The sequence below is a fragment of the Marinobacter sp. F4218 genome (genome assembly GCF_019443085.1).
GTDB classification, from domain to species: Bacteria; Pseudomonadota; Gammaproteobacteria; order Pseudomonadales; family Oleiphilaceae; genus Marinobacter; species Marinobacter albus.
This window is the reverse complement of sequence record NZ_JAHZIL010000003.1, coordinates 81,043-95,563: the sequence shown is the minus strand read 5'-3', so window position 1 is coordinate 95,563 and position 14,521 is coordinate 81,043. Positions and strand designations below refer to the sequence as shown.

Here is a 14,521-nt window from a genome sequence, read left to right as displayed (position 1 = left end):
CTCGCCGGTCCGGATTCTCGGATCGGAGCGAATCGGGAAACGGGTTATGACAGAAAAGCGTTCTGCAGGTAAGTGGATTTTCTGGGGGCTGTTCTCCGTCCTGGTCGTTGGGGCGGTGTACTTCACCCTGCGGCCGGATCCGGTCTGGGTTGATCTGGCGCCGACAGAACGGGGTGAAATGGAAGTCTCGATCACCGAGGAAGGTAAGACCCGGGTGAAGGACCGCTACCTGGTTTCCTCTCCGGTTGCTGGTTATCTGCATCGGGTGTCGCTCGACGTGGGCGATCCCGTGACGCCCGGCCAACTGTTGACCGAGGTGGATCCGATGCCGGCCAGTGTCCTGGATGCGCGCAGCAGGGCGGAGGCCGAGGCCCGGGTCGGAGCCGCGCGATCTGCCCTCAATTCAGCCCGCCAGAAAGTGGCGGCCGCTGAGGCCGAGGCGGTCTTTGCCGCCAGGGAATTGACAAGATTGCAGGCGCTCAGCAGCAATCATTTTGTCTCGGAGGATCGCCTTCAACAGGCCGAAGCGGCTGACGAGCGCGCCCAGGCGATTCTAAGGTCCGCCCGGTTTGACGAGGAGGTCATGGCCCACGAGCTGAGCGCGGCACGCACACGGCTTGAGGTGTCCGCTGCCCGAAAAACCGGGAATGGCGTCATTGAGCGTGTTGAGGTCAGATCACCGGTCAACGGTGCCATTCTGGATATTGTCCGCAAGAGTGAAGGCGTGATACAGGCGGGCGAGGCAATCCTGGAAGTGGGAGATCCGGGCGCACTGGAAGTGGTGGTGGACGTTCTGAGTTTCGATGCGGTCAAATTGACACCCGGGGTCAGGACCAGGCTGACCGGTTGGGGTGGAACGACACTTGACGCCACGGTGAGAAGGGTTGAACCGGTTGGGTTTGAGGATATTTCGGCCCTGGGTGTCGAAGAGCAGAGGGTTCAGGTGGTGGCGGATATTGTAAGCCCGGTGGACGAGTGGAAGATGCTCGGTGACGGGTATCGGGTGGACGCCACGTTTATTCTCTGGGAGGCCGATGACGTGTTGCGGATTCCTGCTTCGGCCATCTTCGACCATGAGGGGGGGCGTCACGTTTTCCAGGCGGTCGAGGACAGGGCCAGGCTGACACCGATCGTTACCGGCCGTAGCAACGGCCTTTACACCGTTGTGAAGGAGGGTCTGGCTGAGGGTGACGAGGTGGTTCGTCATCCGGACCGGCAACTGGAGGATGGCGGGCGGATTCGGATTCGGTAGCTGTTGGCGATGGTAAAACGAAGCAATGTCGGGCGGGTCTGGCTAGACTGTTTCCGCAGAAGAACAACATGACAGGAGTCAGTCTCCATGAACCGGTATGACACGCTTATCATCGGTGGCCGCTATTTTGATGGGACCGGCGGGCCATCCCGCATCGCCCATGTGGCCGTTCGCGACGGGCAAATCGAGCGGGTCTTCAATTCCGAACCCGACACCAGCCTGGCGGATCGGGTGATCAACGCCGAGGGGTGTTGGGTTACACCGGGATTCCTTGATACCCACACCCACTATGATGCGGAACTGATTGTCGCCCCCTCGCTGTCCGAATCCGTGCGTCACGGGGTCACCACGGTATTGATCGGCAGCTGTTCCCTGAGCATGGTGTGCTCGGATGCCGAAGATGCCTCGGACATTTTCACCCGCGTGGAGACGGTGCCGCGGGAGAAAGTCCTCCCGATTCTGCAACAGCATAAGAGCTGGCGTACGCCCTCCGGTTGGCTGAGCTTTCTTCGCGACCATCCGCTGGGGCCCAATGTCATCAGTTTTCTCGGACACAGCGATCTGCGTGTCGGTGTCATGGGGCTTCACCGCGCGACGGATCGACGCATCAAGCCAACCCCGGAGGAACTGGGGCGTATGGAGCAGCTGCTGGAGGAGGCGTTACAGGTGGGGTTCCTGGGTCTGTCGACCATGTGCCTGAAATGGGACAAGGTGGATGGCGACCGGGAATGGTCCAAGAGCCTGCCCAGCACCTATGCGCGCTGGCGTGAGGTCAGCCGCCTGAACCGGCTGCTGCGCCGCTACGGACGCGTGCACCAGGGAGCGCCCAACGCTGCGAATCCGCTTCAGGTAACCCAGTATCTCAAGGAAACCCTGGGCTGGTTCCGGAAACCCTTGAAAACCACCCTGATCGCGATGATCGATCTCAAGGGAAATCCCACGGTTCGGCCCATGGCCAATCTTGTGGGCTGGCTCGCCAATGCCTTCCGAGGCAATTTCCGCTGGCAGCTTCTGCCAACGCCCTTTGCAATCTATGCTGACGGCATGGACATCGTGTTGTTCGAAGAATTCGGGGCCGGAGAAATGGCACTGGATGTCCGTGACCAGCTTGAACGCAATGAGTTGCTGAAAGACGAGGAGTACCGGCGCACCTTTCGCAAGTTTTACAAGGAGAAGCTGTCGCCCCGGGTCTGGCAGAGAGACTTCGGAGACGCCATTGTCCTGGGGTGCCCGGATCCCTCCCTGATCGGTCGGAACTTCGCCGAACTGGCGGACGAACGCGGAATCCATGTGGTCGACTTTTTCCTGGATATGGTCGTCGCCCACGGTCGGGCATTGCGATGGTTTACGGTGGTGGGCAATCATCGCGAGGACCGGCTTCGGCAAATGGTGAAAAATCCCCACGCCCTGATTACGTTCTCTGACGCCGGTGCCCACATCCGCAACATGGCTTTCTACAACCTGCCTCTGCGGTTCCTGAAACTCGTTCAGAAAAGCCATCAACAGGGCCAGCCGGTAATGTCTCTGGAACGCGCCGTGCACCGGCTGACCGGGGAGCAGGCCGATTGGCTGGGCATTGAGGCCGGCCATATCCGGGAGGGGGACCGCGCCGACATTACCATCCTTGACCCCGAGGGCCTGAGTCAGGATCTGGAGCAGGTCAGTTGGGCGGAGATGGAGAGTTTCGGGCTGGAACGGATGGTCAACCGGGTGCCGGGGTGCGTGAAGCATGTGCTGATCAATGGTCGCCCCGCGGTCACGGATGAACAGATCGAGCCGGCCCTGGGCAGGGAAACCGGTTTTGGCAGGTTCCTGCCCACCACGACGGACTGATTGTGATAATGGCGCCTTTGCTATGAACCAAGAAACCGAATGGACAGACAACAGGAAGGATGGAATGGCACGAATACCGGTAGCAGCTCTGGTCTGGACCCTGGTGTTTCTGGCAGTCCTGATCTGGTCCGGGATCGGGCCCAGGGACCGCGCCACGTGGGTTCTTGAGGTGCTCCCGGCGGTCATTGGTTTGTTACTGGTGGCCTGGTGCGTTGTCCGTTTTCCGCTTACGCCAATGCTGTACTGGTTGATTCTGGTTCACGCGGTCATTCTCATGGTGGGAGGGCACTACACCTATGCCGAGGTGCCCCTGTTCGACTGGTTTGGTGACTGGTTTGGTTGGGAGCGGAACAACTATGACAAGTTGGGGCATTTCGCTCAGGGCTTCGTCCCGGCCCTGGTTGCCCGGGAGCTGGTTATCCGGCTGGAGGTGTTCGCCAGGAGTGGCTGGCGGGCTTTCTTTGTAGTCTGTTTTTGCCTGGCGTTCAGTGCATTCTATGAACTGATCGAGTGGTGGGTTGCGCTGGCAAGTGAGGAAGCGGCCGAATCCTTTCTCGGGACTCAGGGCTACGTGTGGGACACCCAGTCCGACATGGCCTGGGCACTGGCTGGCGCCATCCTTGCCTTATTGACACTGGGAAAGCTTCAGGACCGTCAGATCGCGGCGCTTGGCCGGCGCTGATCCGGCCTGTTCGCTCGATTGGTCCGTTTGCCATGACTGACGCAACAGATTCCACGAAGGGGGCACCGGGGCTGCCCAAAATCCAGCTCATCGGGTTGGCGCTTGGCGCGCTCTTCCTGATAGCAACACAGCTTTTGCCGCCACCTCAAACCATGGGGCCCGATGCCTGGGCGGCCCTTGGTCTGATGCTATTGATGGCGACCTGGTGGTCGACCGAAGCCATCCCGATTCCTGCAACAGCATTACTCCCCATTGTTCTGGTTCCGGCACTGGGACTGGGGTCGATCAGTGAAGCGACTTCCCCATACGCCCATCCGATCATCTTCCTGTTTCTGGGAGGGTTCACCCTCGGCCTGGCGATGCAGCGCTGGAACTTGCATCGGCGCATTGCGCTGCTGACGCTCAAGGCCATGGGCGACGAGCCCAGGCGTCAGATTGGTGGCTTTATGCTCGCCACGGCTTTTCTTAGCATGTGGGTGAGCAACACCGCTACGTCAATCATGATGTTGCCGATCGGTCTGTCGGTGATTGCCATGATGGATACTGATAACCCGGACGGCGTTCGCCGGTATGCCATCGCGTTGCTGCTTGCTATCGCCTATTCGGCAAGCATCGGCGGCATTGCGACGCTCATAGGTACGCCGCCCAATGCTTTGCTGGCGGCCTATCTGAGTGAGAGCCAGGGGGTGTCCGTGGGGTTTGCACAATGGATGCTGCTTGGCGTTCCGATAACGGTCGTAATGTTGATGGTCGCCTGGTGGTGGCTGACCCGTCGGGATTTCGGGATTGGCCGAAAGGGCGACAGTGGCCGGATGATTCGGGACGAACTGGCAGCTCTGGGTCCGTTAACGAAGGGGGAAAAGCTGGTCGGGCTGGTGTTTGTGGTGACTGCGAGCGCCTGGATTTTCCGCCCGTTGCTCTCCCACGGGCTGATGCCCTGGCTCAGTGACACGGGGATTGCCATCGCCGCAGCCGTCGTGATGTTTATTCTGCCGGTCGATTCACGGCGACGGGTATTTGTGCTGGACTGGGATACCGCCCGGGGAATTCCCTGGGGCGTTCTGCTGTTATTTGGTGGCGGGCTGGCTATGGCCGGAGTCATTGGCAGTTCGGGGTTGGCGCAGTGGATCGCCGGGAGCCTGGGGGTGGCCGGTGTACTGCCACCCGTGGTCATCATTGCCCTGGTGGTGGGGGTGATTATCTTCCTCACCGAAGTGACCAGCAATACCGCTACGGCCGCGGCATTTTTGCCTCTCCTGGGAGCGCTGGCAGTGTCTCAGGGGGTGTCGCCACTGTTGTTGACCGTTCCGGCCGCGGTTGCGGCAAGCTGCGCTTTCATGATGCCTGTGGCGACACCGCCTAACGCCATTGTATTTTCTTCCGGACACTTGAAGATCGGTGACATGATCAGCGCGGGTTTTGTACTAAACCTGATCGGTGTCGGGGTGGTCACCGTGCTTTGCTACGTTCTCCTCGGTTTCGTGTTTACGAGCTGAAGCTGCTTCCCATCGACTCCCTTCCGAACAGAGCTTTGACGGCCTGCCTCTCAGGAAAAGCCTTGAACCAGTTCTCAAATCCGTTTCCGGAGGCCTCTTCTGCAGCGACAGATTTGAGGCACAGTTATCTTTAAGGGCTCAGGCTTTTCGGTATCTTACCGTAACAACATGTAACCCGATAAATGTCATGGCTAACAAGAACAGGGATCTCCTCTGACATGCTGCTGGTGCTCGCCGGATCCATTCTCACATTCACCATGGTGCAGGAAGCGACCGTGGTCGAGCCGTTCGAAAAAGGCACCGTTGTCATCGAGCAGGATGTTGATTCCGGGCCGGTGCGGCTGCGGTCCGATATCCGGGTGGAGCCGCTGGTCGAGCAGAAGTATCGGAACATCGTGCGCCAGGCCTATGACTACAGTTGCGGGAGCGCGGCACTGACAACGGTGCTGAATTTCTATCTGGGGCGGACCCTGTCGGAACGTCAAGTGATGGAAGGCCTGCTTCATTACGGTGAGAGTGAGCGGATCGTCGAGCGCCGGGCCTTCTCCATGCTGGACATGAAGCGTCTGGTGACCGCACTTGGATACCCCTCCGGCGGATTCCGGGCAACGATCGACGATCTCAAGGATCTCGACCACCCGGCCATTGTTCCGATCCACCATGCCGGCTTCAAACACTTCGTTGTTCTTCGGACCATTCGGGATGGACGTGTGTACCTGGCGGATCCGTCGGTCGGGAATATCTCCTTTCCGCTGGCGGAGTTTGAAGACAAATGGGACGACAACGTTCTGTTTATCGTGTTTCCCGGCAGTGATAAGCCCCTGGACAACCTGGAGTTAAAAGAGGAAGACCTGCGGTTTGTAGACGACCAGACCATGACTTTGCTGGCACTGGAACGGATTCCGGAATTCCACGAGGCGACCGAAAGGCGAATCGAGAACCTCCTGGAACGCCAGAAGAATAACCCCGACGGCAGCGTAGAGAACACCAGAAAGCAACTGCATTACCGTCGCAACTAATTCCCGGGTAGTTATCCGGATCAGGACATTACAAATAAAATAAGGGAGTCAGGATGAATCGTTGGTTTGTGCGAGGCTTTATCCTTGTTTCCACGGCAGGACTGCTTCCGGGCATGGCCCTGGCGCAGGAAGGCAATGTTGACCAGGCGAGGGAAGCCCTGGCCAAGCAAGAGGGAGACGAGGACTCTTCACGCCAGCTGGAAGAAGTTTTCCAGGCTGCGGAGAAGAATTACTCGCTACAGAAAAAAGGCACTCACGCCCTCAATTACTCGTTTGATTATTCCTATACGGCCGACCAACGTCTGGATCTGGCCATCACCGACGGCTCGGTCAGGAATCTGGACGTGGTCCCCTCGGCCACCCATAACTTCACCAATGCCTTTTCCTACGACTACGGCCTGTTGGACAACCTGACCGTCGGTACACGGATTCCGTTGGTTGTGAAGTACGATTCCCAGGACGAACTCACTGTCTACGATTTCGGCGACATTTCCTTCACAGGTCGGTGGCAGCCGTTTGCCTATGTACCCGGCAAGATGTCGACGACTCTGTTCGGAACCTTCACCACAAAAACTGGCGTGAGTCCGTACGAGATCGACATCAACGAGCAGCTTTCGACCGGCAGTGGCTATTACTCTCTGGCCGGTGGAACCAGCCTCTCCAAGGTTCTTGATCCCGTGGTGGTGTTCGGTTCGGTCAGCCTGACCTACAACCTGCCCGCCGAGGATCTGAATCAGGTCAGGGGGGCCCGTTTGCTGACCGAGGTTGATCCCGGATTTGGACTGTCAGGCTCTGCCGGCTTTGCCTACTCCCTGTCCTACGACATCTCCCTGAGTATTTCCGCACAGCTCAGTTACAGCGACGAAACCGTGCTTACCTTCAGCAACGGTGATCAGGCCGTTGCCCAGGACCAGATGACCGGCTTCCTGAGCATGTCACTGGGTACCCGGGTCAGCGACACCACCATCGTGAATACCAGTCTTGGTATTGGTTTGACCGAGGATGCCCCGGACTTCTCCCTGGGTGTATCCCTGCCCATTAATTTCTCCGGCCTCAAAGAGTGATTGGTGCCGCCGACGTTTTACGGGAAGGGAAGGAATTCATGGGACACTACAGCCACAAGCGGCAGATTCTCGCGGCTCTGATTGCCTCGACCATCTCGTGTGGTGCCGAGGCCCAGCTCGCGCAGAACCTCACTATCCATCCGAAAGCGCTGGCCTTGGGTAACGCAGTGACGGCAGATCCTCCGGGAATCATGGCGATCCATTACAATCCCGCCGGTCTCACCAAGCTGGACGATCGCCAGCTTGAAGTGAATCTGATGAGCGTCTATCTGGATATCGACGCCGATTTCACGGCACCCGAAGGCTATGAAATCTTCGGTATCGATGGCCTCGAGACGGACCCTCTGACGGGCAAGCAGAAAGACCCGGTGGCCAACTCCCATAGCCACACCAATAACGTAGCGCTCTACGTTCCGGGGTACGGCATACTGAGGACACCGCCAGGGCCTGCGGTGGCGCCGTCGGCCGGTATAAGCATCAACCCGCCCGGTTCAAAGCTGACGTTCGCCAATGCCTTCTATCTGCCATTGGCAGCCGGGTTCTATCGCGACAAGGACGATCCCGGTCGCTATCAACCCCAGGCAACGGCGCTTCAGCGCACAACCTACCTGTCGCCCACCGTTGGGTACGAAATCAACGACGAGTGGTCCGTGGGTGCGGGTATCCATCTCTCCCACATGGGGATTGCCGCCGATCAGTATATGAGAGCGCCCAACTTGCTGTTGGGGGTCGCCGAGATCCTGCAGGATGCTTTCAACTGTGAAAGCGGCGACGAACCGCTCCAGCCCTGGTTGGCCCTGTGTGGTGGTAACGTCGGTCCGTGGGATGACATCGGGGCTCTGAGTATCAACGTTCAGGAGACCTTGTCGCCGACCTATTCATTCGGCGTCATGTGGGAACCCACCGACTGGTTCACCTGGGGCGCGAGCTACACCTCAGAAGCCGAGATGAACCTGAAGGGCACTTACGAAATCCAGTACACGGATGACTGGTCCGGTTTCTGGCAAAGTGTGAACAGTTCGGTCCTCGGTGCCATCACTTCGGCCATTCTCAGCCTGCCATCCGGTGCGCCCCGTGAGGCCGGCAACGTGAGCATGGATCTGGTGTATCCGCAGCACTTCCAGACCGGGATCAGTGTCGACGTGCATCCGAAACTGACGTTGAATGCCGATATCGGATGGACCGATTACGCCCAGTGGGATGCCTTTGAATTCCGGTTTGACCGTAACCTGGAATTCCTGAATGCCGCCAAGATCCTTTCTCCGGACAACGCCACGTCCGATACCCTGCGTTTGCCCCTTGGGTTCAAGAGTCAGTGGAACTGGGCATTTGGCGCCGAGTTTCATGCCTCGTCGCGCCTGGACCTGAGGGCGGGTGTCGAGATCCGGGACTCGGTCATCCCGGACGACCAGCGCTCCATCATGGCCCCGTTTGGCGGCGCCAATCTCTACAGTGTTGGAATGGGGTACAAGTGGGACAAGGATACCCAGATCGACATGAACCTGAGTTACCTGCAATCGATTGAAACCATTCCGGCAGACACCAGTTGTAACGTAAACTGCGACAACATCACCAATATCATCTACAACCCCTATGCGGGGCTGGATATTAAAACCTCGCTCCGGGTGGTCATGGCCGGTCTCAGTTTCCGTACCAAATTCTGACCGGCTGGCTATCCAATGACGCTGTGGACTCCTGCCATGACGATACACGCTCTGGTAAAGGCAGCAGTTGTTGCCACAATCGCCGGTCTGGTTGTTGGATGCCAGGTTGGCGGTGCTCCGGTATCCGAACGGGAGGGGTATTTCACGTGGGTCGACGAGCAGGGCAGAGTCCGCTATTCACCCATTGTTAAGACCCCTGCCGAAGGGGCCGGGGGGGAGGTCGAATCTGCAGGCACTCCGCCGGAAACGAAATCCGGTAGCGCCGGTTCCGATGGCCGCAAAATGTCGCAGACTCTGGAAGAGGAAACCGAATACACCCTCGAGAACTACCCGGATGCGACTCAGCTCGCGAAGGACGGTTACGTCCGTCCCGGCGAACGCCAGCCCTATTTCACCTGGCGCGATGCCGAGGGGAATGTGCGGGTCAGCTATTTCCAGCCGGACACCCGTAGCGAAGCGGAGAAAGGTCGGATTCCGCCGCCCATCGAATTGACCCCCGCGAGTATTTACCATGCCGGTCCTGACATTGAACCGGAGGTCCCCGTTGCCGGAAGTGATCCTGACGCCTTTGCGGTCCTGGGAATCGAATCCCGCAATGACGACTATTTTGCCCGTTTCAGGGAGTTCTGTTGCCGTGGTCTGGACACCAGCAATCACGAGGAATGGCAGCGGGGGCGGGAATTCGGTGTCGATATCACCAGCCAATCCCCGGTCCATAACTTTCTCACCGGGACCAGCCCATTCCAGCTGATTGCCCTTGCCGGCGTCGCCGACCGGTCGGATTTCATCGTACGTATTCGGTCCTACGACCAGGACGGCGTTTTTGTGCCATCCCTGGTCTTCCTGGACGGGGAGTTTGAGCCGGTGCGCCTGGTAACTGACCTCGTCAGCTCCTACGAACCGGAGACCTGGAGTCGACGGGGGTTTCTGGAAGCGTGGGTCCCGGTGTTTCCGGCCGAGGGGGAGCGCTGGCTGGTCCTTTTTACCCGAAATGAGGATCTGCAGGGGCAGACCGTCATTGAGACTGGTAAGGGACCAAAGGCCATTCCCCATGTCGCACATGGGGAAATCGGGCTGATGATGGCCGAGCAGGAGTGAGGCTGGCGAGTCAGTCTTCGGGCTGGGTCAAATCCAGCCACTGTTTCGAGAGCCAGAAATAGCTTCCGTCTCCGGCCGGATAGGTGCAGTTGTATCGGAAGCGCCGGCTATCGAACGCCCCCGGTGCCTGAACCGTGACGTCCCGCCCATCCAGGTCGAAATCGATACGTCCCATCCCTGAAGCGAAGCAGGTCAGACCGGAGGCGTCCATTGATGCGGGCAGACGGAAGGTCAGTCTGGGCGGATTGGTGGAGATCACACCGTCGGGCAGGCTGGCGGCGTCGATCGGAAATGTCTTGCTCCGCAGTTTGTTCTCGAGGCCGTTAATCTGGCCATAGGCGTTTGCCATCGGAAATCGGGGCAGTCGGGTTTCGCCTGAGGTCTGGGCAATGGCACCGGAGTGCTGGCCATATCCGTACCATCCCCGCTCGGCCAATTTTGCCTCCACTGCGGAATCGAACTCGCCATAAGGATAGGCAAACAGGGGTGACAGGCTTCCGAGTTTCTCCCGTAGAGTCGTTTGGGCGGAATCCAGACTGTACTCGACTCGCCGTGCCCACTGGGTCTCGCTCTCGCCCGGTTTGCGGACCAGGTGCTTATGGTCGGCGCTATGGTTGGCAAGGGTGACGTCCCCCCTCTGGGCAAGTTCCCGCAGCTGTTCCCACGTCATGTATCCCTCGCGCCCGACAGCTTCCGTGTTTACAAAAATGGTGTACGGAAAGTTCTTGGCTGAAAGTATCGGCGCGGCCGTGGAATAGACCGAATCGTACGCATCGTCGAAGGTGATGGCCAAACGGTTTTCCGTTCCGGGCTCACTGGCAAGGGCTTCTTCGGTTCCGCTTTTCAATGGTACGACCGGTAGCTTCAGGTCCGAGATCAGGTCCATCTGAGCCTCGAACAGAGAGACTGACGTGCTGGTGGACGGTGGTGTGGAATCACTGACGTGATGGTATTGAAGCACGACAAGGTCTGCCCGGACCTGGAGAGACAGAGTGAACAGAGCCAGCAACAGAAGTGGTTTCATACGAGTTCGTTGTGCCATGTAATATCCTTTCAAATGCTCGGGAATGCCGGGTTGCTGAACTTCAGTTGGCCAGTTGAAAGTGGGCCTTGAGCACGGCGAACGCCTGATTGAGTGCCTGAATGCTCCTGGTGTCGCCTCCCCGGTCGGGATGGGCCAGCATGACGGCTCGCCGGAAACGCTGCTTCACTTCCGGAAAACTGTCGGGGACCCCGTCGAATCCAAGGCTCTCGGCAGCCGCGAGCGTCTCGGAAGCCTCCGGTCGGGCGCCTGGCCTGCCGGCCCAGAAATCGTCCATCATCCGATGGATAGCGTCCTCAGGGAGACTGTACTGAGACAGATCCAGATAGAATTCCCGGAGTTTGTCCTGCTCGTCCGGCAGCCCGGAACCACCAACTACGTCCTGCGGGCGAAGTCGGATGTTCAGTGGCGATATGTGCAGGATTTCACCGGATTCTGCGAGCAGGTCTCTCAGCCTGTAAAGCGCATGAAACAGCAGAAAATGCACCGGGTACAACTTCTCCGGGTCGTGGAAGCGGACGTCGCCTATCAGTTCCCAGGGTGCATGTTGCAGTGCCTTGATCAGTGACAGTTCACTGACACCATCGGGTGCCCGGCGAAGCTCGTGCTCCACCGCCACCAGCAGATGTTGAATCTGCGGTTCCAGTGTGCCGTCGTTGTTACCGGCCGCGACATCCGATGGTTGGCGGATTGAAGTGGAATTGGTCATGGGCCAATGGTAGGGCAGAGTAGGGCGTCAGGAAAGGCCGGAAAGCTTCGGTATGCCGCCAAGGAACAGGGCCGTGGAAAACCGGGTCGCCCGCAGCGCCTCCTGGTCCGCCGTTTCGGGCTCACGATGGGCCCGTTGGGCCACTCTCAGGCTCATTTCATAGGCCACCCCGAAGAAGGCCGCGCAGAGGTAATCGTGATCAAGTTTTGGCAACAGGCCGCGAGTCATTGCTTCCCGGACGTCTTCCTCGAGAGACAGCATCGTGAGCCCCAGAATGTCGGAGCCGAACAGTTTCCGCAGAGCCCGGTCGTTTCGGTGAGCCAGTTCATAGACCAGCGGGTCACGGGCGGTCGCGGTGTAGAGGGCGAGATAAGCCGAGTGAATGAAATCCTGCGTGGTGTCTGCTGAGCGGCGATTTCGGGTAAGGTTGTTGTTCAGTCGGGTCAGGAAATCGGTCAGCAGTGCCGCGAAGATATCCTGTTTGCTGGAGAAATAGTTGTAGAAGGTGCCGGCAGCCAGTTCCGTGCGCCTGACGATGTCGCGGATGGTCGAGTTGTCGTAGCCGTGCTCCCGAAAGCATTCCCGGGCTGCATCGAGGATCGCCTTGCGATTGCGGATTCGGTTGAGCTCTCGTTTTCCTGTGATCTGGCGGTGTGTTTGCAACATATCCATGTCGGTATCCTGTCCCTGAATCCATGTGACGCGTATAATCCGACGCTCATTAACCTTATGAACGTAGTTGGTATGTCCGAAGCAATGATCGTGAGTCCCGAACCGTCTCAGCGCGCCGAGCTTGAGCGCCGCCAGAAACTGGAGCTGAACAAACTGCAGAAGCGTCTGCGCCGTGATGTCGGGCAGGCGATTGCCGATTTCTCGATGATTGAAGCCGGGGACAAGGTAATGTGCTGTCTTTCCGGCGGCAAAGACTCCTACGCCATGCTCGACATTCTGCTCAACCTGCAGAAGAGTGCACCGGTTTCCTTTGAGCTGATTGCGGTCAACCTTGACCAGAAACAACCCGGGTTTCCGGAAGAGGTGCTGCCAGAATACCTGAAAACCATGGGTATCGAGTATCACATCATCGAGAAGGACACCTACAGTATTGTTAAGGAAAAAGTTCCGGAAGGGAAGACCACCTGCGGTCTGTGTTCCCGGCTACGGCGCGGAATTCTCTATAATTTCGCAGAAGAACACGGCGTGACCAAGATCGCCCTCGGCCATCACCGCGATGACCTTCTGGAAACCCTTTTCCTGAATATGTTCTACGGCGGCAAACTGAAGTCCATGCCACCGGTACTGCACAGTGACGATGGCCGCAACACCGTCATCCGGCCGCTGGCATACAGTCGCGAGAAAGATATTGCCCGATATGCGGCGCTCAGGGAATTTCCAATCATTCCCTGCAACCTCTGTGGTTCCCAGGAAAATCTCCAGCGTCAGGTCATCAAGGACATGTTCCAGTCCTGGGACAAACAGCACCCCGGTCGTCTGGAAACCATGTTCCGCGCCCTGTGCAACGTGGAACCGTCCCACCTTGCCGACACCAACCTCTATAATTTCCGGGACGGGGAGCGCCTGGGCGGGAAGCGTCAGGCTGTAGACACAGCCGAACCCGAGGAGGCCAGCAGTTTCGGTCGCCTGGACGTCCTGAATATCTAGCACTGGTGGGCCGGAGCCGGATGACCGGGGATCCGTCCGGTCAATGGGCGAGGCCGCCGGTCAGGGGCAGGGTCCAGACGCCGAACACGATCAGCAGGCCACCGGTCACTTTCCGGAACAGGCGTTGACCCTGCAACCTTCGGATCCAGCCTGCCGCGTAGCCCGTTGCCAACATGGAGGGGAGTGTGCCAAGGCCGAAGAACAACATGGTCAGTGCCGCGGAGCCGACGGTCGGTTGCAGTGCCGCCCAGCCCAACGTGGTGTAGATCAGGCCACACGGCAACCACCCCCAGAGTGCTCCCAGGGCCAAGGCCTGCCCGACATGATTGACCGGTAGAAAGCGCCGTGTCAGCGGAGACAGGCGCTGCCAGACCGGCGCACCTATCTTCTCGATGTAGCGTATTCCCTGCCACCATTGCCCCATCGACAGACCCATGGCAATCAGGAGCAGACCGGCGACGGTGCGAAGCACTCCGCCCAGTTCTGACCACTGGCTTGCCGCCGAGGTGCTCAGCAGTGCTACCAGCGCAGCAATCAGTGTGTAGCTGGAAATCCTGCCCGCGTTGAACGCCAGCAACATCATGGTCTGGCGTAATCGGAAGCCCTTCCCGACTGGCAGCGCCATGGACAGCGAGGCGCTGATTCCACCGCACATGCCGAGGCAGTGAGAACTCCCGAGGAGGCCGATCAGAAAGGCGCTGGGATAACTGAGATAGAGTTCAGGGGCCATCAGGGTTTAGGGGCATCCTCGTCGGAGTCAGGCTCGGGGGACTCCCCGGCCTCCTCCTCAGGGCGAGAGGTTGGCTTGTCCGTCCGTGCGTCGTCCGGGATCATATCCTTGTCATCGTCGTACAGAATCCGGTGGGCCGGCCCCTCCAGATCATCATACTGGCCACTTTTGACCGCCCACGAGAACAGGAAAATACCCAGGGCCACCACAATCAATACCAGCGGGACCAGGATCATAACGATTTGCACGGCAGAACCTCGCGGAAAAAGTATC

At 58.8% G+C, this 14,521-nt stretch carries 14 protein-coding genes; 9 read left to right on the top strand and 5 right to left on the bottom strand.

Features of this window, described 5'->3' with window-relative positions; translation table 11 throughout:
- Positions 1 to 46: 46 nt before the first annotated feature.
- The 8 genes from K0B93_RS04350 to K0B93_RS04315 all read left to right on the top strand — a co-directional run bounded on the left by K0B93_RS04350 (position 47) and on the right by K0B93_RS04315 (position 10,108).
- Entirely contained in the window at positions 47 to 1,252 is a 1,206-nt protein-coding gene (locus K0B93_RS04350) for an efflux RND transporter periplasmic adaptor subunit (protein WP_219866047.1), read from the top strand.
- Between the two features lie 87 nt (positions 1,253 to 1,339).
- Entirely contained in the window at positions 1,340 to 3,085 is a 1,746-nt protein-coding gene (locus K0B93_RS04345) for an N-acyl-D-amino-acid deacylase family protein (RefSeq protein WP_219866046.1), read from the top strand.
- A gap of 64 nt (positions 3,086 to 3,149) precedes the next feature.
- Entirely contained in the window at positions 3,150 to 3,767 is a 618-nt protein-coding gene (locus tag K0B93_RS04340; protein WP_219866045.1) for a DUF2238 domain-containing protein, read from the top strand.
- A 32-nt stretch (positions 3,768 to 3,799) separates the two neighbouring features.
- Positions 3,800 to 5,263, top strand: a complete 1,464-nt coding sequence (locus tag K0B93_RS04335; RefSeq protein ID WP_219866044.1) for an SLC13 family permease — start codon at positions 3,800 to 3,802, stop codon at positions 5,261 to 5,263.
- A 218-nt stretch (positions 5,264 to 5,481) separates the two neighbouring features.
- Entirely contained in the window at positions 5,482 to 6,282 is an 801-nt protein-coding gene (locus tag K0B93_RS04330; RefSeq protein ID WP_219866043.1) for a C39 family peptidase, read from the top strand.
- 53 nt (positions 6,283 to 6,335) lie between these two features.
- Positions 6,336 to 7,346 (top strand): transporter, encoded by a 1,011-nt coding sequence (locus K0B93_RS04325; RefSeq protein ID WP_219866042.1) that lies wholly within the window; start codon positions 6,336 to 6,338, stop codon positions 7,344 to 7,346.
- Between the two features lie 38 nt (positions 7,347 to 7,384).
- On the top strand, positions 7,385 to 9,010 hold the full coding sequence (locus tag K0B93_RS04320) for an OmpP1/FadL family transporter (protein ID WP_219866041.1): 1,626 nt from the start codon (positions 7,385 to 7,387) through the stop codon (positions 9,008 to 9,010).
- 36 nt (positions 9,011 to 9,046) lie between these two features.
- Positions 9,047 to 10,108, top strand: a complete 1,062-nt coding sequence (locus tag K0B93_RS04315; protein ID WP_219866040.1) for a MalM family protein — start codon at positions 9,047 to 9,049, stop codon at positions 10,106 to 10,108.
- 10 nt (positions 10,109 to 10,118) lie between these two features.
- Here the strand turns inward: K0B93_RS04315 and K0B93_RS04310 are convergent, their stop codons facing one another.
- From K0B93_RS04310 to K0B93_RS04300, 3 genes are read right to left on the bottom strand one after another with little or no spacing between them, the layout of a single operon-like run.
- The gene (locus K0B93_RS04310; RefSeq protein WP_219866039.1) at positions 10,119 to 11,150 is read right to left on the bottom strand and encodes a polysaccharide deacetylase family protein; all 1,032 of its coding nucleotides are present in this window, start codon (positions 11,148 to 11,150) and stop codon (positions 10,119 to 10,121) included.
- Positions 11,151 to 11,193: 43 nt separating this feature from the next.
- Positions 11,194 to 11,859, bottom strand: coding sequence for a DNA-J related domain-containing protein (locus tag K0B93_RS04305; RefSeq protein ID WP_219866038.1), 666 nt, complete (start codon positions 11,857 to 11,859; stop codon positions 11,194 to 11,196).
- A 27-nt stretch (positions 11,860 to 11,886) separates the two neighbouring features.
- A complete protein-coding gene (locus tag K0B93_RS04300; RefSeq protein WP_219866037.1) occupies positions 11,887 to 12,531 on the bottom strand; it encodes a TetR/AcrR family transcriptional regulator in 645 nt (214 codons plus the stop codon).
- A 72-nt stretch (positions 12,532 to 12,603) separates the two neighbouring features.
- Between K0B93_RS04300 and ttcA the strand changes: the two genes are divergently transcribed.
- A complete protein-coding gene (gene ttcA, locus K0B93_RS04295) occupies positions 12,604 to 13,518 on the top strand; it encodes a tRNA 2-thiocytidine(32) synthetase TtcA (protein ID WP_228743302.1) in 915 nt (304 codons plus the stop codon).
- Positions 13,519 to 13,558: 40 nt separating this feature from the next.
- Here the strand turns inward: ttcA and K0B93_RS04290 are convergent, their stop codons facing one another.
- Both K0B93_RS04290 and ccoS read right to left on the bottom strand, forming a co-directional pair.
- On the bottom strand, positions 13,559 to 14,248 hold the full coding sequence (locus K0B93_RS04290; protein ID WP_219866036.1) for a sulfite exporter TauE/SafE family protein: 690 nt from the start codon (positions 14,246 to 14,248) through the stop codon (positions 13,559 to 13,561).
- Positions 14,248 to 14,496 (bottom strand): cbb3-type cytochrome oxidase assembly protein CcoS, encoded by a 249-nt coding sequence (gene ccoS, locus K0B93_RS04285; protein ID WP_416383192.1) that lies wholly within the window; start codon positions 14,494 to 14,496, stop codon positions 14,248 to 14,250. Before ccoS ends, K0B93_RS04290 begins: the two co-directional genes overlap by 1 nt.
- Positions 14,497 to 14,521: the final 25 nt, after the last annotated feature.

Bases quoted from the DNA above. Each gene is read 5' to 3' on its own strand.
- K0B93_RS04345 (WP_219866046.1), top strand. From the start codon at position 1,340: ATGAACCGGTATGACACGCTTATCATCGGTGGCCGCTATTTTGATGGG.
- K0B93_RS04315 (WP_219866040.1), top strand. From the start codon at position 9,047: ATGACGATACACGCTCTGGTAAAGGCAGCAGTTGTTGCCACAATCGCC.
- K0B93_RS04340 (WP_219866045.1), top strand. From the start codon at position 3,150: ATGGCACGAATACCGGTAGCAGCTCTGGTCTGGACCCTGGTGTTTCTG.
- K0B93_RS04335 (WP_219866044.1), top strand. From the start codon at position 3,800: ATGACTGACGCAACAGATTCCACGAAGGGGGCACCGGGGCTGCCCAAA.
- K0B93_RS04325 (WP_219866042.1), top strand. From the start codon at position 6,336: ATGAATCGTTGGTTTGTGCGAGGCTTTATCCTTGTTTCCACGGCAGGA.
- ttcA (WP_228743302.1), top strand. From the start codon at position 12,604: ATGTCCGAAGCAATGATCGTGAGTCCCGAACCGTCTCAGCGCGCCGAG.
- K0B93_RS04320 (WP_219866041.1), top strand. From the start codon at position 7,385: ATGGGACACTACAGCCACAAGCGGCAGATTCTCGCGGCTCTGATTGCC.
- K0B93_RS04330 (WP_219866043.1), top strand. From the start codon at position 5,482: ATGCTGCTGGTGCTCGCCGGATCCATTCTCACATTCACCATGGTGCAG.
- K0B93_RS04350 (WP_219866047.1), top strand. From the start codon at position 47: ATGACAGAAAAGCGTTCTGCAGGTAAGTGGATTTTCTGGGGGCTGTTC.
- K0B93_RS04300 (WP_219866037.1), bottom strand. From the start codon at position 12,531: ATGGATATGTTGCAAACACACCGCCAGATCACAGGAAAACGAGAGCTC.
- K0B93_RS04310 (WP_219866039.1), bottom strand. From the start codon at position 11,150: ATGGCACAACGAACTCGTATGAAACCACTTCTGTTGCTGGCTCTGTTC.
- K0B93_RS04305 (WP_219866038.1), bottom strand. From the start codon at position 11,859: ATGACCAATTCCACTTCAATCCGCCAACCATCGGATGTCGCGGCCGGT.
- K0B93_RS04290 (WP_219866036.1), bottom strand. From the start codon at position 14,248: ATGGCCCCTGAACTCTATCTCAGTTATCCCAGCGCCTTTCTGATCGGC.